The organism is Paraburkholderia sp. J76 (genome assembly GCF_905220295.1).
Lineage (GTDB): Bacteria > Pseudomonadota > Gammaproteobacteria > Burkholderiales > Burkholderiaceae > Paraburkholderia.
Window position 1 is genome coordinate 343,068 of sequence record NZ_CAJMZJ010000002.1, and the last position, 24,614, is coordinate 367,681.

Here is a 24,614-nt window from a genome sequence, read left to right on the forward strand (position 1 = left end):
CGAACCGGAAATCCCCTATGCGAGGGCTTCCGGTTCCATCGCGATTGCTCCAAACCCGTAGCACGGGAGCACAAGCCGTTGCAGTCTGGTGTAGAACCTCCGCTCGAATGCGCGCGAACGCCTGCATTGCAGTTGTCCGCGATCTGAAATACAAATAGGATTTCTAATCAAATAATCTAGAAATGACCGGTCCTTCCCGGGGCGGATATTCCGGAACAAAATTCAAATGTTCCGGTCCGCGTCATTTCCGTCGATTAGAGCAATCGAAAACGCGAGGGTCAACGACGCCGATCGAAACGTTCCGTACTTCGGGGAGCAGGCGACAACCCGCTTCGGGAATAGTGGAAGGAGCGCTCGCACGGACCCCGGGGCTGAGTGCCGTGCGGGGATGAAGCATCCGTTGCGGCGTCAGGTGATTTCCGTGCAATACCCCGGTGCGCTAAGCGCGGCCTCATCGGCGGCAAGCACCTCAGGAATGCTTTCCTTGAGGAAGTCGACGAAGGTTCTGATCTTTGCATCGAGAAATTGCCGCGATGCGTACATCACATACACGGTGAGCGTCTGAAGCCGATACTCCGGCAGCACCCGCAGCAGCGAGCCGCTGCGCATGGCGGGCAACGCCGTCGACATGGGCAGCGCGCCTATGCCGACGCCCTCCCGCATTGCGCCCCCCAATGCCTCAGCGACGTTCACCTGTAAGGTGGCCGGCGGCAATTCGAACGTTTCGACTCCGTGCGGTCCTTCCAGTCGCCATTTGTCGCGTGGGAACACCGGCGTAAAGAGTTGCAGACAATCATGTCCCGCGAGTTCCGCAACGCTGTGAGGGGTGCCGCGCTCACGCAAATACGCGGGCGCGGCGCAGAGCACGCTGTGCAGGGTGCCCAGCGCGTGCGAGATGAGCCCGGAATCGGGCAGATCCGTAGCGCTCAGTTGCAGCGAGACGTCATAGCCTTCGTCGAGAAGATCGGGTACATGCTGGGATAGCGTCAATTCGACCGAAACCGAGCGATGGCGTTGCTGATACTGCACGACGGCGGGCACTAGGTAAGCCTGTCCGAAGCCCGTTGTGGCATGCACGCGCAGCCGTCCCGACGGCAGCGCCTGCGCGTTGCCGGCCTCAGCTTCCGCCTGGTCGATGTAAGCGAGAATCTGCTCGCAGCGCCGTAGATAACGCTCGCCGGCTTCTGTCAACACTACGCGCCGCGTGCTGCGATTGAGCAACCGAGCCTGAAGATGCGTTTCCAGACTCGCCACAGCGCGTGACACGGCGGCAGTCGTCATGTCGAAGTGCTGCGCGGCGGCGGTAAAGCTGCCCATATCGGCAACGCGCGCGAATACGCGCATGGAATGCAACCTATCCATCTGACAAATGAAACGCGTATTTCCAGGTATGGCGCTACGTATCGCAGAGCGCGTGTTCGAGGTCTTTCATACCGGCCTTCGACCGCCTGCGCTTTACCTTACAAACGTTCGATTTCGCCGCGTGCGAAGTTTAACACGTGCCCCAGCGCGACGTGGTAGAGCGAGCGACCTCGGGCTCGTGCCAGGCGCTTCCCTCTTGCGCCAGTGGCGCGTCTTCGTTACGAACAACGAAACCCGAAATCATCGCGACAAGGCGCTTGCTCTGGTCGTCCAGTGACTGAGATCCGCCTCGCGGAGAGAAGTCCGATCGCGTGCATGCAACCCAGCCCGCTGAAGAAAGCGGGATTTGGCGTAGACGAAAAAGGATTTCAGAACGCGAGAAGCTATCGTGAATGGCAATTCAGCCTCATTCCGTGAGGACGCGATGGTAGGTTTAAAGGTTGTTCTAGTATCGATATAAGCCCACTTTTTTCATTTCCATCCCTTTTGTCCTCCACCAGCGCCGCACTCCGTAATCGCGCTATAAACGAGCGTGCGCAACTGGCGGCGAATCGGATACGCGGTCGAAGGCAGTAGCTGGGTGAGGAACAGCACGATCATGTCCTCGCGCGGATCGACCCAGAAGAAGGTGCTAGCCGCGCCGCCCCAGAAGAAGTCGCCCGCGCTGCCCGGAATGAGCGTCGACGCAGGCGCAATCGTCGTGGCAAAACCGAGCCCGAAGCCAACGCCTTCGTAGGCCGCTTCGGTGAACATCGAGCGCGACAAACGCGGCAGGTCCACGCCGCCAGGAAGATGGTTCGCGGTCATCAGCGCGATGGTCTTCGGCCCCAGCAGTCGCACGCCGTCCAGTTCGCCGCCCCGCAGCAGCATGCGCGAAAAACGCATGTAGTCCGCCGCCGTGGAAACCAGGCCGCCGCCGCCCGATACAAACGAAGGCGGCTCGCGATAAGGGCTCGTTTGCGGATCGTCCTGCAAGACGGGGCCTTTTGCCGAAACAGTCTTCGAGCCGAGCGCGCCGATGGCGTAACACGCGCACAAGCGCGGCACCTTCTCTTGCGGCACGTAGAACGCCGTATCGACCATGCCGAGCGGGTCGAAAATCCGCGTTTTCAGAAAGTCCTCGAAGGCCATCCCGCTAACCTTGCCGACGAGATAGCCGAGCACGTCCGTGGAAACCGAATAATTCCAGGCATCGCCCGGCGAAAATTCAAGCGGCAGCGTGGCGAGCTTTTCGACCATTTCGTCGAGCGTACCCGTGGTCGCGATGTCGCCCAGCTTCAGCTTCCGGTACGCCGCATCGACATTGGTGTTCTGCTGGAACCCGTAGGTCAGGCCGGAGGTATGGCGCAACAGGTCGACCACGCGCATCGGACGCGCGCTCGCACGCGTCTGGAAGCTTTCCATGAAACCGCCCGCGTACACCGCCAGCTTTTCCCACGCGGGAATGTATTTGCTGACCGGGTCGTCGAGCGCGATCTTGCACTCCTCGACCAGCATCATGATCGCCACCGACGTAATAGGCTTGGTCATCGAGTAGATGCGGAAAATCGAGTCCTCGGCCATCGGCGTTTGCCGTTCGTGATCTGCGAGACCGAGCACCGAGTTCAACGCGAGTTCGCCATGCCGCCACACTTGCGTGACGGTGCCGGCGAGCGTGCCGGGGGCGACGTAGTTCTCGTCGAGAAAACGTTCGATGCGCGCGAGACGCTCATACGACATGCCCTGCTTTTCCTGACCTTCCCTACCCATGACGCCTCCTTTGATGGATTGACCGGGCGTATCCCGAACCGATGGATTGCACGCGATGCGCGCCACAGTATCGGTCATCCGGCGCGAACTTGCGTCATGCCGCGTTACATTGCGCCTTCACCGGACGCTTGTGGCTCATGCAATCCGCATCGGGGGAATACGCGGTGAATTTCGTATTTTTAGCGCCTCGACATGCAATATGTGTGGGGTACACTACCGGGCGACAAAATACAGCATTGCAGCGGGGGTGGCAGCCATGGGCGAAACGGAAACACATTCCTGGCCCGGGAAGGCGTTGTTTCGCGCATTTCCGAAAGACCCCGAAAAAGAGCAGGCCGTACTGCGCATTACGCTCGGGTCCCTCGTGCTTCTCGCTTACCTCGTGGCCTGCACGATCTATCGTTCGACCCACATCTACGCGACGCTTCTGGCGATCACCGCTTATGTGGCGTTCGGCGTCGTCACGTATGTGGCGGTAACTGTCGCGCCGGAGCGCTCGCTCGTGCGGCTCACGCTCTCCACGGTCGCCGATCAGGCGATCGTCGCCGCCGCGCTGGCCGTGGGCGGCACCGCTGCGCTACCGCTGCTGTGGGTGGCGTTCTGGTTTCTAGTCGGCGCGGGTTGCCGCTATGGCCAGCGCATGCTGGGCCTTTCCTGTGTCGTGGCGCTCGTCGGCATCATGGGCCTGATGCACTGGCAGCCGTGGTGGCGCGCCAATATCACGGCGGCGCTCGGCATCGCGCTCAGCATTGTGGCGACGTCCATTTATCTGGCGGTGCTCGTCCACCGGCTGGAGCGCCAGGCATCGACCGATCCGCTCACCGGGCTCTACAATCGCGTGCGGCTCGAACAGGCCATCGGGCGCACGCTCTTTACGCGCGTGGGCGAACTCGATCGCACCGCCATGCTGCTCGTCGATCTCGACGGTTTCAAGGAAGTGAACGACTCCTTCGGTCACGCCGTGGGCGACGAGTTGCTGCGCAGCTTCGCCGGCGCGCTCGTGCGCCGTATGCGTCGCGGCGATACGCTCGCACGCCTGGGCGGCGACGAATTCGTGGTGCTGGCCCGCCACGTCTACGACAAGAACGATGCGATCACCGTCGCCAACAGCATCCACGCGATTCTTGCCAACATGCGCACCGTGGGCGGTTATCCCGTGACTGTGTCGTGCAGCATCGGCGTGTGCCTGCTCACGGAAGGCACCGGCAGCCGCTCGCTCGACGCGCGAACCTTGATGCGGGCCGTAGACAGCGCCATGTACCGCGCCAAATCGCGCGGCATGGGAAAAACGGAATTCGTCGATACGGTCGGCGTCGCGCCCAGCATGGTTTGAGCCCGGCCATGCCAGTATTGTTCTGTCGATGGAAACAGTGAATTCGTTTATTAGGTATTTACCCTGATAGTCGCACCTCCTAGACTGGCTTCACCTGCTGCAAACAACCCCGTAGGCAGCTAAAGAAGAAAGTAAATCCCGGAGGTTATGCCATGAAATCGCTCGTCAAAGCCGTTGTTATCGCTGCTGCCCTCGCCGCACCCGTTGCCGTATTCGCTCAGTCGAACCAGCCGGTAACGCGCGCGCAAGTCCGTGCAGACATGATTCAGGTCGAAAAGGCCGGCTTCAATCCGGCGCGCTCGAATCCTTACGAATATCCGGCGAACGCTCAAGCCGCCGAGGCTCGCGTCGCTGCGCAAAACAGCGCAGTCGGCGGCGTGAACAACGGTTCGTCGCAGGCAGGTCAAGCGGCGCAGTAAGTTTGCCTCGCTGAACAAGCCGTTCCCGCCAGCCCGTCATCGCAGTGTGTTGCGATGGCGGGCTGGTTGCATTTTTGGCGGTCGCGCGAATCGGTGAACCAGGCACGCTCCATGCGCCCGCTCGAACGGCGTATTCCAGTCGTGACGATGCGTGACGCCCGGCTCTGGAGGCTCGATGAAAGGCAGGCGGGTACGGATAGCGAGCGTGACCGCCGTGTTTCTTGCTCTCGTCGCCGCACAGGGCGGCCACGTTGCACGCGCCTGGGAGCGAGACCTCTCGCCAGTGGCCGCGCCCTCGCCGCCCGCGGGCGAGGCCCAGGCCATCGCGCGCGGCGCGAAGCTCGCGGCAATTGGCAACTGCATCACGTGCCATACCGCGAGAGATGGTGAGCCGCTCGCGGGCGGCCTTCCGTTGCACACGCCCTTCGGCGTGATCTACTCGACCAACATCACCCCGGACAAGGACACCGGCATTGGCGACTGGTCGCTCGACGCATTCACGCGCGCCATGCGGCGCGGCGTGTCGCGCGACGGCCATCTGCTCTATCCCGCGTTTCCGTATCCGCATTTCACCCACATGAGCGACGCCGATATCGCCGCGCTCTATGCATGGCTGATGAGCCGGGCGAGCGTCGACGCGCGTGCGCCGCGCAATGCGCTGATTTTTCCGTTGGGGTTTCGGCCGTTGATAGCCGTGTGGAATCGGCTCTACCTGCCCTCTGAACCTTCCATCTCCTCTACGTCTTCCACGCCTTCGGCGACTTCCGCCATGCAAACGCCGCAAGTCGCGCGCGGGCGCTATTTCGTCGAAAGCCTCGGTCATTGCGGCGCGTGCCACACGCCGCTGAACCGTCTCGGCGCCGAGCGCAACGACCACGCGTTGCAGGGCGGCACACTGGAGGGCTGGGACGCGCCTGCGCTGACCGACATCGCGGCACGCCCAAAACCCTGGACACAAGCACAACTAACCAGTTATCTGCGCACGGGCTACGCAAGCGAGCACGGCGCGGCAGCGGGTCCAATGCGCACGGTGACACGCTCGCTCGCCGACGCCTCGCCCGAGGACGTAGAAGCCATCGCCGCCTATCTGCTGACGCTGCAGTCCGCGCCGAACGCCCCCGTGCCGCCCGCTGCCGCCGGTATGCCGATCACGACCGCGCGCGCCGCAGGCGGCACCCTCTTCGCCGCGGCCTGCGCGTCGTGCCACAGCGAAGGCGCGGCGATGTCGCTCGACGGCTATCGTCCATCGCTGTCGCTCTCGACCGCCGTCAACGCAGACAGCCCGCGCAACATGGTGCGCCTCATGCTCGATGGCATCGACTGGCACGAAAGCGACGCCGCGCCTTTCATGCCGCCGTTCGCCGGCACCTTCACGGACGCGCAGATCGCCGAGCTTGCCAACTACACGCGCACGCGCTTCACCGCGCTCGGTTCGTGGCCCTCGCTCGATGCGGGGGCCGTCGCGCGTTTTCGCAAGGAAAGCCCATCACGATGATTACGCTTAACGTCAACGGCGTCAGCCATACCGTCGATGCCGATCCTTCCACGCCGCTGCTCTATGTGCTGCGCAACCAGCTTCGGCTCAACGGCGCGAAGTTCGGCTGCGGGCTCGGCCAGTGCGGCGCGTGCACGGTGAGCGTGGGCGGCGAGCCGGTGTTCTCTTGCCTGCTGCCGGTCGTGGCTGTCGGCGAGCGGCCCGTGCGTACCGTCGAAGGACTGGGCAGCGCGGATCATCCTGGGCCGCTGCAACAGGCTTTTATCGACCAGCAAGCCGCGCAATGCGGCTACTGCATCGCCGGCATGATCATGCGCGCGCAAACCCTTTTGGAGCGCACGCCGCGCGCCACCGACGACGAGATTCGCCGCTATATGCAGCCCAATTTGTGCCGCTGCGGAACGCACATGCGCATTCTCGCGGCGATACGGCAAGCGGCGACGGGCGCGAAGTCATGAACCGCGTTCCCTCGTCCTCCTCGTTCGACGGCATCGGCCCGGAAGACGCCGGCCGCCGCCGTTTCCTCGTGGGCGGCTCGCTGGTGGTGAGCTTCGCCATCGTGCCGGGCATAGCCGCGCTCGCGCAAACCACCACCGAAGCGGGCTCGTTCACCGCGCGCGCCCCGAAACTGCCGGGCAGCCTCAAGACCACGCCATCGCTTGACGCCTGGATCAAGGTCGAACCCGACGGTCACGTGAGCGTGTTCACGGGCAAGGTGGAACTGGGCACCGGCGTTCGCACGGCGCTTTTGCAACTCGCCGCCGAAGAACTCGACCTCGCGCCCCATGCGATCGAGTTGATTACCGCCGACACGGCGGCCACGCCAAACGAGGGCTACACGGCGGGCAGCCACACCATGGCGGACAGCGGCACGGCCATCCTCAACGCGGCGGCCCAGGTGCGCACGCTGCTCGTGGCGAGCGCGGCGTTGCAGCTAGGCGTCGATGCCTCCGCGCTCGTCACGCGCGACGGCGCGATTATCGCTGCCGACGGCAGGCGCGTGACCTATGGCGAAGCGGTGCAGCACGCGAATCTCCACCAGGACGCGCAGCCCGACGCCGCGAAAAAGCCGCCGGCAAAATACGAAGTGATCGGCCACCCGCTGCCGCGCGTGGATATTCCGGGCAAGGTAACGGGCGGCGCGAGCTACGTTCAGGACATGCGGCCAGCCGGAATGCTGCATGCGCGCGTCGTGAGACCGCCCTCTTATGGCGCGCGCCTCATTTCCGTCGATAGCGCGCGCGTGGCGGCGCTGCCGGGCGTCGTCAAGGTCGTACGCAACGGCGATTACCTGGCCGTGGTCGCCGACGACGAATGGCGCGCCATCGTCGCCATGCGCGAACTCGCGCTCGCGGCGCAGTGGCAGCCAGGTCCGCCACTGCCCGACCCGGAAACTATTCACGCGTATCTCATGAGCCTGCCCGCGCAGGAAATCGTCGTGGCCGATCAGCGCGCGCCCGCAGGCTCGCCCGCGGCAACATTGAAAGCCCGCTATTCGAAGCCCTATTTGACACACGGTTCGATCGGGCCTTCGTGCGCGCTCGCGCAGCTCGACAACGGCGTCATGACGGTCTGGACCCATACACAAGGCGTCTACCCGCTGCGCTCCGGCATTGCGGAGATGCTCGGCATGCCGCGCGAGAACGTGCGTTGCGTGCACGTGGAAGGTTCGGGCTGCTACGGACACAACGGCGCGGACGACGCCGCGGGCGACGCCGCGCTCATCGCGCGCGAACTGCCCGGCCGCCCCGTGCGCGTACAGTTCATGCGCGAGCAGGAGCACAGTTGGGAGCCGTTCGGACCGGCAATGACCGTGGATGTGAGCGCGTCGCTCGACGCCGGCGGTTCGATCATTGCCTGGCAATACGAACTATGGAGCAACACCCATAACAATCGCATTGAGAATGCGGGACGACTGTTGCCCGCGCAACTGCTGGCGCAACCGTTCACGCCCGCGCCGCCCAAGCCGATTCCCATGCCCGAAGGCGGCGGAGACCGCAACAGCATCCCGCTCTACCGCGTGCCGGGCGTGCACGTGCAACACCACTTCCTGCCCGACATGCCGATACGCGTTTCGGCCATGCGCTCGCTCGGCGCGCACATGAACGTGTTCGCTATCGAGAGCTTTATCGACGAACTTGCGAGCGCCGCGCAGGCGGACCCAGTCGCGTTCCGCCTGAAGCATCTCGACGATCCGCGCGCCCAGGCCGTCATTCACGCGGTGGTCGATCGATCCGGCTGGCAATCGCATACCGCGAGCACCGTGCGTGCAACGCATCCCGACTCGCGCGCAAAAGGCACCGGCTTTGCCTTCGCCCAATACAAGAACCTGATGGCGTATCTCGCTCTCGCAATGGACATAACCGTTTTGCGCGACACCGGCGAAGTGCATATCGAGCGCGTGGTCGCGGCCATCGACTGCGGACAGATCGTGAATCCGGACGGCGTACGCAACCAGGTCGAAGGCGGCATTTTGCAGTCTACGAGCTGGACGCTGTACGAAGAAACGCATTTCGACCGTGAACGCATTACGAGCTTCGACTGGAGCACTTACCCGATCATGCGCTTTGCCTCCGTGCCCAGACGCGTGGAAGTTCTGCTGATCGACCGCCCCGGACTGCCGTTTCTCGGCGTGGGCGAAGCGGCGCAAGGACCGGCCGCGGCGGCGCTCGCAAACGCAATCGCCGACGCGACCGGGGTGAGAATCCGCGACTTGCCGCTGCTCGGGCCTAAGTCGCGGAATGCGCTAAAAGCCTGATTCTTATTCGTGCTTTTTCGGCGGCAGCGGCTGGTCCTGGCCGGGCTCGACCGGCGTAGGCACCGCGTCGCCAAGCGGTTTGGAAATATCGTTCTGCGGCGCAGCATCGGACTCGTCAGCGCTTTCGTCCCCCTCCTGCGCGGGCGGATCCGCGGGCAAATCGGGCGTTTTTGGCGGCAATGGTTGATCGAGACCCGGCTCTGTCGGGGCGGGCACGGCATCCCCAAACGGCCGGGACAAATCCGTGCCGCGCGGGTCCGCTGCGTCTTCGGGCTGTTCGGGCTTCTCGGACTGATGGCTCATCGTTTCGACCTCCCTTTGCGATGAATATCGCATGGTCCAATTCGTTGACGCAGGGAACGTGCCAGCGCGCATGACAAAGCGGGTATGCCAACTTCAGTAGAATGAGGGACACGGCGCGCCGACTCTCGCCGCAGAGAAAGAATTACACCCAGCAATATCCACGAATAAGCCTGATGCCGCCCGCCCTCGATCGCCGCACCGCCGTCGCATTCCTTGTGGCCGCAACGTTCTTCATGGAGAACCTCGACGCCACGGTCATCACCACGTCGCTGCCCATCATCGCGCGCGACTTTCACACCGCGCCCGCCTATCTCTCGATTGGCGTTTCCGCGTATCTCGTCGCACTGACGATGTTCATTCCCGTGAGCGGCTGGTTCGCCGAGCGTTTTGGCGCGCGGCGCGTCTTCGCCACGGCCATCGCGGTGTTCAGCGTGGCTTCGCTGCTGTGCGCGATGAGCAACGGTCTCTTCGCCTTCACCGCCGCGCGCGTGCTGCAAGGGCTGGGCGGCGCGATGATGGTGCCGGTGGGCCGCCTCGTCGTGCTGCGCGACACGCCCAAGCACGAGATCGTGCGGGCCATCGCCATCCTCACGTGGCCCGCGCTGGTCGCGCCGATTCTCGGGCCGCCGCTCGGCGGCTGGATCAGCACGCACTGGAGCTGGCACTGGATTTTCCTGCTCAATCTGCCGCTCGGCGTGGCCGCGCTCGTGGCCGCGCTGCTGCTTCTGCGCGACGAGCATACGCAACCGCGCCGCTTCGACACCGTCGGCTTCGTGCTGAGCGGCCTTGGCTTCGCGTTCGTCATGAGCGGCATCGAGATGGCGAGCCGCTCCGACGTCGCCGCATTCGTGTCGATCGGCACGTGCGTAGCGGGCGGCGCGCTATTGGCGGCGGCGGTCGTGCATCTGCGGCGCGTGCCGCATCCGCTGTTTGACCTCGCACCCGTGAAGATCAACACGTTTCGCGTGACCGTGTTCGGCGGCTCGCTGTTTCGCACGGCCATCGGCACGGCGCCGTTTCTGCTGCCGCTGATGTTCCAGGTCGCATTCGGATGGAGCGCCGTGGCGTCGGGCGCGCTGCTGCTGTGGCTCTTTGCCGGCAACCTGTGCATGAAACCGGGCACCACGTGGGTCATGAACCGATTCGGATTCCGAACCGTTCTGATTGTCAACGGCACGCTCGTCGCGCTCGGTTTCGCGGGCTTCACGCTGCTCGGCGCGGACACGCCGCGCGTGATCGTGGCGGCGTTGCTGTTTTTCAGCGGCCTCGTACGCTCCATGCAGTTCACCGCACTGAACACCATCGGTTTCGCCGATGTGCCCCAGCCGCAGATGCGCGACGCGACGACGCTGTTCTCCGTTTTGCAACAGATGAACGCCGGCATGGGAATCGCGGTGGGCGCGCTGGCGCTTTCGATTGCCGAGGCGCTGCGCGGCACGCACGCCGGAACGGCCGGCGCCGCCGACTTCCACCTCGCGTTCTGGTTCATCACGGCGCTCGCGGCGCTGGGCGTGGTAGACAGCGTGCTGCTGCCGCGCAGCGCGGGCGCGCATATCCTTGCGCGACGCTAGTGCGATTCCGGTTCCCGACTTTCGTTCTTTCGGTCAAAACGATGCTTACCGTTGCGCGGCTCGTCTTCCCGGCGTCCAGGATGCAATACCGCGCACATCGGCGCGGTCAAACGAGGCGGGCAGCACGCAGGCTCGCCGCGCCGCTCACACGTCCCGCTTGCTGCGACCATACAGCAGCAGCATCGCCGCAATTACCACGCCGTAGATGATTTGCCGTCCCGCCTCCGGCATTTGCGCGACCGAGAGAATCGACTGCAGCAGCGTGATGAGAATCGCGCCGGCCACGGTTCCGAGGTACGAGCCGCGCCCGCCCAGAATGGAGGTGCCGCCGAGCACGACCGCGGCAATCGCGGGCAGCAGATATGCGTCGCCCATCGACTGCGCGGCCTTCGACGCATAACCGGCGAGCAGCACGCCGCCGAACGCAGCGAATGCACTGCACACGGCGAACGCGGCCACGGTCACGCGCCGCGTATCGATGCCGGAAAGATACGCGGCGCGCTCGGTGTTGCCGATTGCGTACAGCGTGCGGCCGAAGGTCGTGCGCGAGAGCAGGAACATCGTCGCGGCCCCGATCACCACCCACAGCGCGACGGCGTTCGGCACGCCCGGTACGAGCCAGCCCGCCGCAAGCCAGCGCATGACGTGCGGCGCGGAATCCTGCGGCGACGATCCGCCCGTGTAGACGATCATGATGCCCTGCGCGACCGCGTTGGTCGCGAGCGTCGCGATCATCGAAGGAATGCGCAGGAGTGCGACGAGAATCCCGTTGACGATGCCGATCAGCACGCCGCAACCGATCCCGACCGGAATCGCGAGAATCTGGCCGAGTTCGCCATGCCCCGCCATCGCGCACGCCATCATCGCGCCGACCGTGATCGTCCACGGCAAAGACAGGTCTATGTGGCCAAGCAGGATCACCATCATGAGCCCAGTCGCGATAATGCCGAGAAACGCGCCGACCTTCAGTTGCAGCAGAATGTACTCCGGCGACGTGAAGTTGCGCGAATACATCCCGCCGACGAGCAGCAGCGCAACGATGCAGCCGAACGAGATCGCGATCGGCTTGTCGATCCTGCGCGTGAGCCTCGACACGAAGGTCGTGCGGGTGCTTGCCGAAACGCCGCTCATTGGAACCACTCCAGACGGTTGCGCACCCTGAACAGCCCGCATGCGCCAATCGCGACCGCCAGCAAAAGAATCACGCCTTGAAACAGCGGCTGCCACAGCGCGTCGACATTGAACACAAACAGCAGATCGCCGATGGAACGGAACGCGAATGCGCCGAAAATTGCGCCAATCGCACTGCCCTTGCCGCCGAGCAGCGACACGCCGCCGATCACCACGGCCGCAATCGAAAAGAGCGTGTACGAATTGGCGCTGCCCAGGCTCGCTTCGCCGGTGTCCGTGAAGAAGGTCAGAAAAAGGCCGCCAATTGCGGCAAGCAGGCCCGCCAGCGTATAGCTCGCGAATTTGGCGCGGCGAATCGGCATGCCGGAGAGAAAGGCCGCGGGTTCGGACGATCCGGTCGCATACGCCGCGCGTCCCACCGCCGAGCGTTTGAAAGGAATCCAGACGATTATCACCGCCGCGATCAGGATCAGCAGGCTCGCCGGCACGACGCCCGCGACCTTGCCGGTCAGTGCGTCGGCGAGATCGTCGTTGATCGTTCCGCCGGGAACGGGGCGCAGCAGCAGCGCGATGCCGTAGTAGACGGCGCCCGTCGCGATCGTCGTCACGATCGGCTGCAAACGGCCGAAAATGATGATCACGCCATTGAGTGCGCCGCACAGCGCGCCCGCCGCGAGCACGCCCACGATGCCGAGCGCGCTGTGCAGCGCGTCGCCCGTGACGATCCACGAGCCAATGCAGTTCGTCAGGACGAGCATCATGCCGATCGAAAGATCGATGCCGGCCGTGAGCACGACGAGCGCCTGGCCCATCGACACCAGCGCGAGCAGCACCGCCTTGTTCGCCGCGGTCTGAAACACGTTCGCCGATAAATTCGACGGATAGTTGAACAGATAAATGGCGAACATCAGCACGAACAGGCCGAACGCAAACGCCGTTCCGCGATTTTCCGCATACCAGTAACGCAATCCGCTCATGGCGCGGCTCCCTTCGAAGGCGAAACCGGCGCGCGTTGTCCGGGTTGCCCGACTTGCCCGAGTTGCCCGAGTTGTCCAACCGGTAGATCCAGTGCGCTGGCGATCAGGTTCTGCTCCGTGATCGCCGGCCCGACCAGCTCCTTCTTGATCCTGCCTTCGTACAGCACGAGCACGCGGTCGCAGCAGCCGATCAGTTCGTCATAGTCGGTCGAATAGAACAGGATCGCGGCGCCTTCGTCGGCAAGGCGCCTGAGTAGCTGATAAAGCTCCTGCTTGGTGCCCACGTCGATGCCGCGCGTCGGGTCGCTGAGAAGCAGGATTCTGGGCTTGCGGATCAGCCACTTCGCGATCACCACCTTCTGCTGGTTGCCGCCCGAGAGCGACCCCACCGGCGCGTCCACGCCGTGCGACTTGATCGCGAGAAGCTCCATCATTCGGTCTACGAACGACTTCTGGCGATCGCGATCGATCACGCCCGCCGTGGACATGCGATCGAGCGCGGCAAACGAGAGGTTTTCGCGCACCGACATCGGCAGCATCAGGCCTTCGGTCTTGCGGTCCTCCGGTATCAGCGCCATGCCGATTCCCTTCGCCCGCGCGGCAACGGGGCTGCCGATCGACACCGCCTTGCCGTCGATCTCGATCTTGCCCGCGCAACCGCGCAGCACGCCGAACAGCGCGAGCAGCAGTTCGCGCTGCCCTTGCCCGTCGAGTCCTCCCAGCCCGAGAATTTCACCGGGCTGCAGCGCAAAGCTGATGCCGCGCAGCGTGTCGCTCCACGCGAGATCGTGACACGCGAGAATCGGCGCTTTCACGTGCTTTTCCGCCGGTTTATCGGGGAAAGCGTGCTGGTATTTCCGGCCGATCATCATTTCGATGACCTCATTATCGGAGCATGTACCCGCCTCGAAGCTTTTCACATGGCGGCCGTTGCGGTAGACGGTGCATTCGTCCGCGAGCGCCTTCACCTCGTGCATGCGGTGCGAAATGAACAGGATCGCCAGTCCCTCCGCGCGCAGGCGTTTAAGCACCTCGATCACGCGCGCCACGTCGGCGGCGGTCAATGCAGAGGTGGCCTCGTCGAGAATCAGAATGCGCGGTTCGTGCGCCAGGCCCTTCGCAAGCTCGACCATCTGCTGGCGCGACAGCGGCAAATCGCGCACTTTCGCGAGCGGGTTGATATCGGCCGCGCCCGCGCGGGCAAGCGCTTCCGCGGCCTGGCGGCGCTGCGCCCGGCGGTCGATCATGCCGAAGCGGCGCGGCGGGTTCGAAGCGAAGATGTTGTCGGCCACGCTCAGGTCGGGAATCAGCGACAACTCCTGATACACGCAGACGATGCCCGCCGCGTTCGCCTGTGCCGGCGAGGCGAACGACACCTCGCGGCCGTCGAGATGCATCACGCCCTCGTCCGGCTGCACCACGCCGGACATCACCTTGAGCAGCGTGGACTTGCCCGCGCCGTTCTCGCCGAGAATCGTGTGAATGCGGCCCCTGCGCACCGCAAGCTCCGCCTGATCCAGCGCGACGGCGCCGCCGTAGCTTTTCGACACCCCGGACATCTGAAAGAACGGCTGCTCCGCGCCCTGCTGCATGCTTCGTCTCCCGTCACGTCACAGGCAATCGCGCCAATACGCGTTCACTGGTTGCCCTGGCTCTGCTTCATGATTTCCTGCGCGGAGAAATTGATGCCGCAAGTGGGAAACGAATTGCCCACGAAAAAGTTGTCAGACTCGCCCGGGAAATAATTGGCGCCTGACTTCAGCTTCGAGTCGTCGGTGACGTCGAGCGGCAGCTTGATCGCGACGGGAACCGTCTGGCCATCGAGCGCCGCGAGCGCCGTCTTGATCGCCACGGCCACTTGCGCGGGTCCGCTGCCCGCCGACGTGCACTTCAAGCCCTGGCCGCCATATTGCGCGCAGAACTTGCGAAAGCCGTTTTCCGTCTCGCCGCCGAACGGCACGAACGGATGTTTCGCATCGATCATCGCGCGCACGACGCCCGTGTCGCCGCCCTGCGCCGAGATGCCGTCGAAATGGCCTTGCACGGCAATCGCATCGGCGGTGGCCTTCTGCGCGACCGCGTCGTCCCACTTGCCGTAGACCTGCACGACGTTCCACTTCTTGCCGGTGTCGTCCAGCGTTTTCGTGAAGCCATTGTGCCGGTCGGTGTCGACCGAGGTGCCCGCCACGCCGCGCACTTCGAGCACCTTGCCGCCGTTCGGCAGATGGCTCGCGAGCCACTTGGCCCACAGCACGCCAAGCCCGTACTGGTCGACGTCCACGTTGATCGCGTCTTCGCTGTCGAGCGTGTTGTCGAACGCGACCAGCACGACGCCAGCTTTCTTCGCGCGGCGGATCGCGGGGCCGAACGAAGCGGGATTCTGCGCATCCACGATGATCGCGTCATAACCGGCGTCGATGAAATTGTTCACGGCCGAGATTTGCGCGGGCACGTCTTCGCCCGTCGAAACGACCTTGAATTCCTTGAGTTTGGCGGCGACGGCCGGTTGCGCCGTATAGGCCTTGGCCGTCTTGATCATCTGGATGCGCCAGGTGTTCGCAATATAGCCGTTCACGAGCGCAATGCGGTAAGGTCCGTTTTTCTTGGGATATTTGATGAATTTCGTATCGGTCTTCCAGGGGACCATGCACGTTGGGTCGCTGGACGGCCCGGAAACGATCGATGCCTGCGCGAAAACCGAGCTTGCGCACAGCGCCATTGCCGCGGTCGCCGCCGCTCGAAGCACCTGGATTCCTGAAAGCATGTTTGTCTCCTTTGTATCGGATAGAACTTACCGGTAGCGGCGCACCGTACTCGTCGTGAATGGCCGACACCGTGTGCGTAACGCGGGGAATCTTGCTGAATGTGCTGCAGCGGGACCGGTTCGGACACCGAACCAGTGCAATGACTTCTTCAAAGGCGTCCCCTCGAAGCAAAACGGCGGGCATGCGTGAACGCCACCCCGCCTGACAGTACTGGCATACCAATCCGCGCGCGATAGTGGTTTACCAGTGGGGGCCGGCGCCCAGCCCGATTGGCGGGAAATCCGGCGAAACCCGCGCCGCCTCTGTGCGCGGCGACGCGGCAACTGGTGTACCATTCTGCCGAACTTCAGCCGCTGCCCGCCGGCTTCGACGCTTTCGAGAATCCCGCATGGCCGATCTTTCGCACACGCCTGCCGCTCGCCCCGCCGATGCGGACGCGGCCGATCGTTCTTACGTCGGGCTCGCGAAACAGATCTACGACCTGATCGCAGCGGGCGACTTCGGTCCGCGCGCCCGCCTGCCTTCCGAGCGCACGCTCGCCGAACGCTTCGGCGTGAGCCGCACACAGGTGAGAGAAGCGATCATCGCGCTGGAGGTGCAAGGCGTGGTCGAGGTGCGCGTGGGCTCTGGCATCTATGTAGCCGGGACGACCGAGTCGCGCTCCATCGCGTTCGACCTGCCGCGCGGACCGGGCCCGATAGAAACGTTGCGCGCGCGGGAAGTGATCGAAAGCGGAATCGCGGCGCTCGCCGCGACCGAACGAAAAGACTCGGATCTCGACCGTATTTTCGCCGCGTTGCGCGCAATGCGCGAGAACATGGACGACAAGGCCGCGAACGAGGCAGCCGACCGCGAATTCCATCTGGCGATTGCGGGCGCAACAGGAAACGACATGCTGCGGAACGTGGTGGGCGCGATGTGGGACAACTCGCGCGCCGACCCGTTATGGAAAAAGATCGAGGAGCATTTCCATACGCCCGCGTTGCGCGCCGCTTCGCAGGAGGACCATCAGCGAATTTTTTCGGCGATCATGGCGCGCGACGCGAGCGCTGCGCGTGCGGCGATGCAGGCGCATCTCGCCCGCGTGATCGGCGAGTTCACGCGGGCCTGGCGTTAATACCTCATGCGACGGCTACCAGCGCATGCGCGGGCAGCGCGCCTTCCTCGCGCGCGGTTGAAATCGTCAACGGCGCCGCAACCAGCGTGTCCGCCGTCTCGCTCACGCGGAACGTCGCGACCGCTTCGGCCATCTGGCTCGCCTGCTGTTCCAGCGACTCCGCGGCAGCGGCCGCCTCTTCCACGAGGGCCGCGTTCTGCTGCGTGACCTGATCCATCTGGCTCACCGCCGTTTCGACCTGTTCGATGCCGGCGCTCTGCTCCACGGTGGCCGACGCGATCTCCTTCATGAGGCCGGACACCTTGTCCACCGAAGCGACGATCTCGGCCATCGTCGCGCCCGCCTCGCCCACGAGCGTGCGGCCGTTGCGCACGTCGTGCACCGAGGCGTCGATCAGCGACTTGATCTCCCGCGCCGCGGCGGCGCTGCGCTGCGCGAGCATGCGCACCTCGCCCGCGACGACGGCGAAGCCGCGCCCCTGCTCGCCCGCGCGCGCGGCTTCGACCGAAGCATTGAGCGCCAGAATATTGGTCTGAAACGCAATGCCGTCGATGATGCCGGTGATGTCCGCGATCTTGCCCGAACTGCGGCTGATCGCTTCCATCGTCTCTATCACCTGCTCGACCACGCGACCGCCGCGTTGCGCGACGTCCGCTGCGCCCGTGGCGAGCGCGCTCGCGTCATTCGCATGCTGCGCGTTCTGGCGCACGCTCGACGTCAATTGCTCCATGCTCGACGCCGTCTGTTCGAGCGACGCAGATTGCTGTTCCGTGCGGCTCGACAGATCGAGATTGCCCGCCGCGATTTCGCGTGCGCCCGTGTTGATCGCGTCGCAACTCGTTCGCACGCTGCGCACCGTGTGGCTCAAGCCGCTCTGCATGCGCCGCATTGCGCCGAGCAACTGACCGATTTCGTTGCGCCCGCCACCTTCTATGCGGACCGCGAGATCGTTCGCAGCAATCTGGTTCAGCACTTCCACCGCCTCCTTGAGCGGCGTAGTCACGAGGCGGCGCAGCGCCATATGGGTCGCGACGACGAGCGCCAGCGCGCCCAGCAGGCCCACCGCCACCATCGCCATGACCCAGTTGTGGTCGCGCTCGCCGCGCTCGAGCGTCGCGCGCATGGCGGCATCGGCGTTTGCGCGCAAAGCGGCCGCGGCCGCCGAAAACCGCGTGTTCGCGTCGGCGACCTCGCCGGCGGCAAGCGTGGCATAGGTTGCCGTGTCGCCCACTTCGAGCGCCGTGGCCGCGCGACGCAGCGAATCCGCGAGCATGCTCCACGCGCCGAGCAACGCGTCGCACTGCGTGGCGGCCGCCGTGTCGAACCGTGCACTCGCGCGCAGCGCGGCGGTATGCTTCGCGGCCTGGTCGAAGAGATCGCGCGCATCCTGCTGCGCGCGCTTTTGCGCTTCGGCGCCGCCGTTCTCCTTCGCAGCTTGATAAGCTCGCGCCAGTGCGGTTTGCACAAGCGCGGCGTCCTCACGCAAGGCGAGCGCGAGCGCATCCTGGCGCGCAACTTCGTGAACGAAGCGCGCCGAATCGTCGGCACGCCCAATCATCAGGACACCTACGGCTGCGCCCGCCCCCAGCATCGCCGCGAACGTGCAGAGCACGAGCAACAGCCCTTTTCGAATCGTCAGATTACGCATTGCCTTCCTTCCACTTCAGTGCCTCGACATGGTTGGGACAGCGTCGCTGCGTGAGATGTCATGTCGTCCCCCAACCGCACTTCGATGTCTTTATGAGATAGCGGGAAGCTAACAGCGGGGAGACGGCCTTCAGTTGACGTAAATCAAGGTTTTGAGCGCGCGAGATCGCGCAAACGTTTGCGTCTCGCCAAGACGGAATAAGGGGACAGCATCATATGTCGCAGCAGTGCAACAAAACTTGATGCGCATAAACTTTTTTACGCCGCATCACAAAATCTAGTTTACTGGATTTTTTTATCCATTAAACTGGATTCCATGGATATCCACACCCATATCGCCCGTCGCCTGCGGGAACTGCGAGACGCCAAGGGCTGGTCGCTCGACGCGTTGGCCGAGCGCAGTTCGGTCAGCCGCTCGAACATTTCGCTCATCGAACGCGGGGAAAGCAGCCCAACCGCCGTTGTGCTCGACAAGCTCGCCACCGCCCTGGGTGTTGCGCTCGCATCGCTCTTCGAAGCGCCGGGCGACGACATGCAACAAGCCCCTTCCCCGCACGCCGCGGCCCGCGATCAGGCGGTCTGGACCGATCCCGAATCGGGCTACGTGCGGCGCAATCTCTCGCCGCCCGCGTGGTCGCCAATCCAGTTGGTGGAGGTGCATTTCCCGCCCGGCCAGCGCGTGGCCTACGACACGAGCATGCGCGACGCGGAAATCCATCAGCAGGTCTGGATCATGGAAGGCACGATGGAGATGACCGTTGGCGAGCGCCTGTGGCGGCTCGAAACCGGCGACTGCCTCGCCATGCGCCTGGATTGCCCTATCGTTTATCGCAACCCCACGGATGAACCAGCACGCTATGTCGTCGCGCTCTGCAGGACCACTAACTAACCGGAACCGCATTCCCATGAGCGAAGCAATCACCATACGCCGCCTTAACGCCGAACAGGCGCAAGCCTGCGCGCCCGCGCTCGCGGAGGTGCTCATCGATTGCGTCGAGGGCGGCGCCTCAGTGAGCTTCATGTTGCCGATTTCACGCGAGACGGCACTCGCGTTCTGGCACGCGGTGGCGCAAGACGTAGGGCGCGGAGAACGCATTCTGCTCGCAGCCGTGGACGCGCAGCAGCGCATTGTCGGCACGGCGCAGCTCGTGACGGCGCAACCGGAAAACCAGCCACATCGCGCCGATGTCGCGAAGGTTCTCGTGCATCGTGCCGCGCGCGGCCACGGCGTGGGGCTGCGCCTCATGCTGGCGATCGACGAAACAGCGCGGGAGGCTGGAAAAACGGTACTCGTGCTCGACACGGTGACGGGCGGCGCAGCCGAACGGCTCTACGCGCGCGCGGGTTGGGAACGAGTGGGCGCCGTGCCGAATTACGCGCTGATGCCCGACGGAACATTTTGCGGCACCACGTTCTATCACAAGCAACTGGCGAGCAATTAGTCCCTTTTAGGCGCAGAGGGGAGGCGCAGCGGTCCGTCACGCGCCCTTCTTCAGATTCAGAATACGGCTGATGGCGAGCGCGAGACCATCCGGATTGTCGTACGCCATCATATGTTCGGTGTTCGCGACGAGTTCGACGATGCAGCCGGCGTGCTCGAATTTCGCAATTTCATCGCTCGCGATCGTATCCGGAAGGATCACCGCCTTGGTCAAATTCAATGCGGCCAGGTCTTCGAGCCAGTTTTGCGCGTTATCGTCCAGCGCGGATTTAGCCCACTGATAAATGGCATACGGCGACGCGACGGAAAATGGGCCCAGCCACGCCTCGTTATCGCTCGTGGATTTCAACTGTTCCAGAAGCCGCGAAAAACCGGTGCTCACGAATTGCGCTTCGCTCATCGACGTTATTGCCGACAGCATGGCTTTGCCGTAATCGTTCAGACCGGGCGCACATAGAATCAGGGGGCCTGTCTGGTCAGGCAGGCATTTTGCGAGCTTCAACGCGACGAACGCACCCGCGCTGTGGCCGAAAATGTTCACGCGCGTGAAGGGCTCGCTCTTTACGAACGTGGAAAGGATATTCGCCTGGGAATCCGAATGATATTCCCCGTCCTCTGGCTTGTCGCTGAAACCCGCGCCCATGAGATCGATGAGAATGGACCGGGTTTTCAAATAAGAATCCGCGCCCACCACGGGCGGATAATCGCTGCTGGACGCGCACCCCAAACCATGAACAAACAGCAGTGGCTCGCGGGCACGGCTGCCGGAATATAAATCGACGTAACGCAGAACGTTGCCTCTGTCGTCTATGGCGAATGATTTCATCATGCAGGCGACGGTAGCCGGTCCGGCTCACCACCGGGCAGCATCGCGTCGCTCTCGTCCTTCAGTTCGATGCCGGTCAGCCCGCGCCGCCGCGCGTGCGTGAGGAGGTAATGGAGCTTGTGCGCGGCAGCCTCATAAGGCAGTCCTTCGGGCCGCACGTTCGAAATACAGTTGCGCTGCGCGTCATGGCAGCCCACCTTCGGCGCGTAGGTAAGATAAACGCCGAGACTGTCGGGCGAGCTAAGCCCGGGCCGCTCGCCGATCAGCATCGCCACGAGTTTTGCGCCCAGCAGTTCGCCTATCTCGTCGCCGAGCGCCACGCGCGCCTGACGCGCGACCACCACCGGGCCGATGCGCCAGTCCGCAAGGCGCGCGCGCACGGCAAGGAGCAGCGGCACGGCCTGTTTCGCGGCGGCGGTCGCCGAAAGGCCGTCGCCGATCACGAACACGACGTCGGGCGGCTCGCCACGCGCGCCAGTGGCCAAGCCCGCCGCTTCCGCCAGCGCTGCGCGGCTTCTCTCCGACAAGCGCCGCCCCAGATCAGGCCGACGCAAATAATGCTGCCGGTCCGGCGCAGCGCTTTCTACGCCGAGCGTGGCGAACCCTTCGGCTTCGAGCGTACGCTGCAACGCTTGCGCGTCGAGCGGGTGATGCACGGCGTCGCGCGCTTGCGCGTGCGAGAGATCGAACGCGAGCAGCGGCGCCGTGGGCAAGCCGTTGCCCGCCCGCCCGAGCGCAATGCGCGCGTTCGTGAACGCCTTGAGGCCGCCCCACGGATTCTTTTCGACGGCGTCGCTCATGCATCGATCCCTATCCATTCGTGCGCGCCTGCGAGCAGCGGCACGCGCGCGGAGCCGGGAAGGAGCGCGCCTTTCGCGTCGACGATTTCCATCGTTTCCAGCCACTCCTCGAACTCCGGCGCGCGGCGTAAGCCGAGCAGATCGCGCACATAGAGCGCGTCGTGAAACGAGGTGCTCTGGTAGTTGAGCATGACGTCGTCAGCGCCCGGCACGCCCATGATGAAGTTCACGCCGGCCGCGCCCAGCAGCGTGAGCAGCGTATCCATGTCGTCCTGGTCGGCTTCGGCGTGGTTCGTATAGCAGATGTCGCAACCCATGGGCACGCCCAGCAGCTTGCCGCAAAAGTGATCTTCGAGACCCGCGCGAATGATCTGCTTGCCGTCGTACAGATATTCGGGGCCGATGAAACCAACCACCGTATTGACGAGAAACGGCTCGAACTTGCGCGCGACCGCATAGGCGCGCGCCTCGCAGGTTTGCTGGTCCACGCCGAAATGCGCGTTCGCCGAAAGCGCGCTGCCCTGCCCCGTCTCGAAGTACATGAGGTTGTTGCCCACGGTGCCGCGCGCGAGCGATAGCGCGGCCTCGCGCGCCTCCTTCAAAAGCGCGAGCGAAATGCCGAAGCCGGCATTTGCCTTTTGTGTGCCCGCAATCGACTGGAACACGAGATCGACTGGCGCGCCTTTTTCGATTGCCGCGATGGTGTTCGTGACATGCGTGAGCACGCAGGACTGCGTGGGTACGCGATAACGCTCGCGAAAACCATCGACCATCGTGAGCAGCTTCACGATGGCCGCAAGGCTGTCGGTTGCGGGATTTATGCCGATCATCGCGTCGCCGCAACCGTACATCAGGCCGTCAAGCATCGAGGCGGCGATGCCCTTCACGTCGTCGGTGGGATGGTTCGGCTGCAGGCGCACCGACATATGGCCGGGCAGGCCCACGGTGTTGCGAAAGCGCGTGACCACGGGGCGCTTTTTCGCCACTGCGATCAGGTCCTGATTGCGCATGAGCTTCGACACCGCGGCGACCATCTCAGGCGTGAGGCCGGGCGCGAGGCGTTCCAGCGCCTCCGTATGCGCCGCGCCGGAAAGCAGCCAGTCGCGAAAGTCGCCCACCGTAAGATGCGAAATGGCGGCGAACGCAGCCGCGTCGTGATCGTCGATAATCAGACGCGTAACTTCGTCGTCCTCATAAGGCACGAGCGCTTCCGAGAGAAACGCCTTGAGCGGCAATGCGGCGAGCGACATTTTCGCGGCCACGCGCTCTTCTTCGCTCGCCGCCGCCACGCCCGCAAGCTGATCGCCGGAGCGCAGCGGGCTCGCCCTGGCAAGCAGCGTCGCGAGGTCCGCGAAGCGGTATGTGCGCGCGCCGATCGTCTCCGTGTAGCTCATGTGCCGGACTCCTGCAAATCGCGACGCTGCGCCTCGCAGGCTGCCCGCGGGGCCGCCTGAAAAGCGCTGCCATGCCGACAATGTACATCACGATCGCGCCGAACAGCGGTTCGCGCGATGTCATCTCGCCTGGAGCAACGGGTCCATCAGCGCGACCTGCTGCGCGAAGCGCTGCTTGTCCTCGCCCTGCAAGGGGTCGCGATGCGGCAGGTCCACCGTGAGCGGGTCCTGCGCAACCTGATCCACGTGCACCTCGTAGTGAAGATGCGGTCCGGTCGCCCAGCCTGTCGCCCCCACATAGCCGACTACCTGCCCTCTGGTCACGGTCTGTCCGACCTTCAGATGCTTCGCAAAGCGCGAGAGATGCGCGAAGGTCGTGGAGTAAGGACCGAAGTTTTCGAGCTTCACGACCTTGCCGTACCCCGTCTGCCAGCCGGCGAACGTCACGGTGCCGCGCGCGGTTGCGTGAACGGGCGTGCCAACGGGCGCCGCGAGATCGACGCCTTCGTGCGGCTGCACGCGATGCGTGACCGGATCGAGCCGCCGCAGCGAGAAGTGCGAGGAGACGCGCGTAAATTTCAGGGGATAGCGCGAAAACGACGGCGCAGCCGCGCGCCCATCGGCGGAATAATAAAAGGCCTTGCCTGCAAGGTTGCGGTACAAAAAAAGATCGTGCGAGACGTTGCCGTTCGAGATGCGGATCGCTACGGGTGTGTCGAGCGAAGCGTTTGTATCCTGCGTGGCGGCGGCATTCGATGCGTTGACGGTGGAATCTTTCGCCGCGCTCATATCATTCGCATCGTTGGGAAACACGAAGCGGACTTCGCTGCCGCGTTGCAGATCGCGCCGGAAATCGAGCCGGCCCGAGAATGCGCGTGTCAGCCGGGCCGTGGTCGCTGCGTCCACGCCGAGACGCTGGGCCGCGTCCCGGAAGCTGTGCTCGACCACGGCGGTTTCCACACGAAACGCCGGTGCGCTTTCGCTCGCGGGCGCTGCGCTGGCCGCCGCCTGCGACGCCGCGTCATGCGCCGGCGCCACGGACGTCGCCGTTGCCGCGTCGGTAAACGCATCGTCGGTTGCGATGTCCGCCTGTCGATGCGCGAGCCACGCGGCGCTCGTCAAACCGATTGCGGACACAACGATAAGTTTCCCCGCGAAGCCCGGGGAGGCCGCTATTGCACGAAAAGCCATGAATCGAATGACGGATTGCAGAGCAGAGAGGCGCAAGCGGGCGCCGCGCTACTCGAAGTGAATTCGGAATTGAATCGATGGCCGCTTCGTTCAATCGGCGAGCCTCGATGATGCGAAGCGCTTCAAAATAAATGGCCATTCTTAAACGAAACTTAAGATCGGTCAAAGCGCGGGATAAGGGTCCGCATCGCCATGCAATCACTACCGGGAACGTCACTTGCTTAAGTGGCGATGCCGAAAATGCGTACCTGTACGTCCTTTTCTGTCACCTGTAAAAGCGGGAAATGCTACCGAAACGATTTCATCTGGATACCTGATCAATTTCCCGATATGAC

General features: G+C 64.0%; 21 protein-coding genes. 9 read left to right on the top strand and 12 right to left on the bottom strand.

Annotated elements, in window-relative coordinates; all coding sequences use genetic code 11:
* Nucleotides 1-408: 408 nt before the first annotated feature.
* Together U5768_RS05080 and U5768_RS05085 are read right to left on the bottom strand one after the other, a co-directional pair.
* Entirely contained in the window at nt 409-1,362 is a 954-nt protein-coding gene (locus U5768_RS05080) for a LysR family transcriptional regulator (protein WP_322029283.1), read from the bottom strand.
* Nucleotides 1,363-1,833: 471 nt separating this feature from the next.
* A complete protein-coding gene (locus tag U5768_RS05085; RefSeq protein ID WP_322029284.1) occupies nt 1,834-3,111 on the bottom strand; it encodes a serine hydrolase domain-containing protein in 1,278 nt (425 codons plus the stop codon).
* Nucleotides 3,112-3,367: 256 nt separating this feature from the next.
* Here U5768_RS05085 and U5768_RS05090 point away from each other — a divergent pair, with 256 nt between their 5' ends.
* The 5 genes from U5768_RS05090 to U5768_RS05110 all read left to right on the top strand — a co-directional run bounded on the left by U5768_RS05090 (nt 3,368) and on the right by U5768_RS05110 (nt 9,116).
* Nucleotides 3,368-4,444 (top strand): GGDEF domain-containing protein, encoded by a 1,077-nt coding sequence (locus tag U5768_RS05090; RefSeq protein WP_322029285.1) that lies wholly within the window; start codon nt 3,368-3,370, stop codon nt 4,442-4,444.
* 152 nt (nt 4,445-4,596) lie between these two features.
* Nucleotides 4,597-4,863 (top strand): DUF4148 domain-containing protein, encoded by a 267-nt coding sequence (locus tag U5768_RS05095; RefSeq protein ID WP_322029286.1) that lies wholly within the window; start codon nt 4,597-4,599, stop codon nt 4,861-4,863.
* A 175-nt stretch (nt 4,864-5,038) separates the two neighbouring features.
* Nucleotides 5,039-6,358, top strand: a complete 1,320-nt coding sequence (locus U5768_RS05100; protein ID WP_415913852.1) for a cytochrome c — start codon at nt 5,039-5,041, stop codon at nt 6,356-6,358.
* On the top strand, nt 6,355-6,816 hold the full coding sequence (locus tag U5768_RS05105; protein WP_322029288.1) for a (2Fe-2S)-binding protein: 462 nt from the start codon (nt 6,355-6,357) through the stop codon (nt 6,814-6,816). The genes U5768_RS05100 and U5768_RS05105 overlap by 4 nt, the downstream gene beginning before the upstream one ends.
* Nucleotides 6,813-9,116 carry a xanthine dehydrogenase family protein molybdopterin-binding subunit gene (locus tag U5768_RS05110; RefSeq protein WP_322029289.1) on the top strand — a complete coding sequence of 768 codons (2,304 nt, stop codon included), beginning with the start codon at nt 6,813-6,815 and terminating at the stop codon, nt 9,114-9,116. The genes U5768_RS05105 and U5768_RS05110 overlap by 4 nt, the downstream gene beginning before the upstream one ends.
* A gap of 3 nt (nt 9,117-9,119) precedes the next feature.
* Here the strand turns inward: U5768_RS05110 and U5768_RS05115 are convergent, their stop codons facing one another.
* A complete protein-coding gene (locus U5768_RS05115) occupies nt 9,120-9,419 on the bottom strand; it encodes a hypothetical protein (protein ID WP_322029290.1) in 300 nt (99 codons plus the stop codon).
* A gap of 173 nt (nt 9,420-9,592) precedes the next feature.
* Here U5768_RS05115 and U5768_RS05120 point away from each other — a divergent pair, with 173 nt between their 5' ends.
* Nucleotides 9,593-10,990 carry an MFS transporter gene (locus tag U5768_RS05120; protein WP_322029291.1) on the top strand — a complete coding sequence of 466 codons (1,398 nt, stop codon included), beginning with the start codon at nt 9,593-9,595 and terminating at the stop codon, nt 10,988-10,990.
* Between the two features lie 144 nt (nt 10,991-11,134).
* Here U5768_RS05120 and U5768_RS05125 read toward each other — a convergent pair whose 3' ends face one another.
* The 4 genes from U5768_RS05125 to U5768_RS05140 are packed head-to-tail and all read right to left on the bottom strand — an operon-like array spanning nt 11,135 to nt 15,862.
* On the bottom strand, nt 11,135-12,121 hold the full coding sequence (locus tag U5768_RS05125; protein WP_322029292.1) for an ABC transporter permease: 987 nt from the start codon (nt 12,119-12,121) through the stop codon (nt 11,135-11,137).
* A complete protein-coding gene (locus tag U5768_RS05130) occupies nt 12,118-13,098 on the bottom strand; it encodes an ABC transporter permease (protein WP_322029293.1) in 981 nt (326 codons plus the stop codon). The genes U5768_RS05125 and U5768_RS05130 overlap by 4 nt, the downstream gene beginning before the upstream one ends.
* A complete protein-coding gene (locus U5768_RS05135) occupies nt 13,095-14,690 on the bottom strand; it encodes a sugar ABC transporter ATP-binding protein (protein ID WP_322029294.1) in 1,596 nt (531 codons plus the stop codon). The genes U5768_RS05130 and U5768_RS05135 overlap by 4 nt, the downstream gene beginning before the upstream one ends.
* A gap of 44 nt (nt 14,691-14,734) precedes the next feature.
* The gene (locus U5768_RS05140) at nt 14,735-15,862 is read right to left on the bottom strand and encodes a sugar ABC transporter substrate-binding protein (protein ID WP_322029295.1); all 1,128 of its coding nucleotides are present in this window, start codon (nt 15,860-15,862) and stop codon (nt 14,735-14,737) included.
* A 389-nt stretch (nt 15,863-16,251) separates the two neighbouring features.
* Here U5768_RS05140 and U5768_RS05145 point away from each other — a divergent pair, with 389 nt between their 5' ends.
* On the top strand, nt 16,252-16,980 hold the full coding sequence (locus U5768_RS05145) for a FadR/GntR family transcriptional regulator (RefSeq protein ID WP_322029296.1): 729 nt from the start codon (nt 16,252-16,254) through the stop codon (nt 16,978-16,980).
* 4 nt (nt 16,981-16,984) lie between these two features.
* On the opposite strand, the gene U5768_RS05150 is transcribed toward U5768_RS05145, so the two are convergent.
* Entirely contained in the window at nt 16,985-18,628 is a 1,644-nt protein-coding gene (locus tag U5768_RS05150) for a methyl-accepting chemotaxis protein (RefSeq protein ID WP_322029297.1), read from the bottom strand.
* Nucleotides 18,629-18,943: 315 nt separating this feature from the next.
* On the opposite strand from U5768_RS05150, the gene U5768_RS05155 reads away from it, so the two are divergent.
* Together U5768_RS05155 and U5768_RS05160 are read left to right on the top strand one after the other, a co-directional pair.
* Nucleotides 18,944-19,516 carry an XRE family transcriptional regulator gene (locus U5768_RS05155; protein WP_322029298.1) on the top strand — a complete coding sequence of 191 codons (573 nt, stop codon included), beginning with the start codon at nt 18,944-18,946 and terminating at the stop codon, nt 19,514-19,516.
* A 16-nt stretch (nt 19,517-19,532) separates the two neighbouring features.
* A complete protein-coding gene (locus U5768_RS05160) occupies nt 19,533-20,069 on the top strand; it encodes a GNAT family N-acetyltransferase (RefSeq protein WP_322029299.1) in 537 nt (178 codons plus the stop codon).
* A gap of 36 nt (nt 20,070-20,105) precedes the next feature.
* Here the strand turns inward: U5768_RS05160 and U5768_RS05165 are convergent, their stop codons facing one another.
* The 4 genes from U5768_RS05165 to U5768_RS05180 all read right to left on the bottom strand — a co-directional run bounded on the left by U5768_RS05165 (nt 20,106) and on the right by U5768_RS05180 (nt 24,225).
* Nucleotides 20,106-20,897 carry an alpha/beta hydrolase gene (locus tag U5768_RS05165; RefSeq protein WP_322029300.1) on the bottom strand — a complete coding sequence of 264 codons (792 nt, stop codon included), beginning with the start codon at nt 20,895-20,897 and terminating at the stop codon, nt 20,106-20,108.
* Entirely contained in the window at nt 20,894-21,694 is an 801-nt protein-coding gene (eutC, locus tag U5768_RS05170; RefSeq protein ID WP_322029301.1) for an ethanolamine ammonia-lyase subunit EutC, read from the bottom strand. The genes U5768_RS05165 and eutC overlap by 4 nt, the downstream gene beginning before the upstream one ends.
* On the bottom strand, nt 21,691-23,088 hold the full coding sequence (locus tag U5768_RS05175; protein WP_322029302.1) for an ethanolamine ammonia-lyase subunit EutB: 1,398 nt from the start codon (nt 23,086-23,088) through the stop codon (nt 21,691-21,693). The genes eutC and U5768_RS05175 overlap by 4 nt, the downstream gene beginning before the upstream one ends.
* 120 nt (nt 23,089-23,208) lie before the next feature.
* Nucleotides 23,209-24,225 (bottom strand): M23 family metallopeptidase, encoded by a 1,017-nt coding sequence (locus U5768_RS05180; protein WP_322029303.1) that lies wholly within the window; start codon nt 24,223-24,225, stop codon nt 23,209-23,211.
* Nucleotides 24,226-24,614 lie beyond the last annotated feature (389 nt).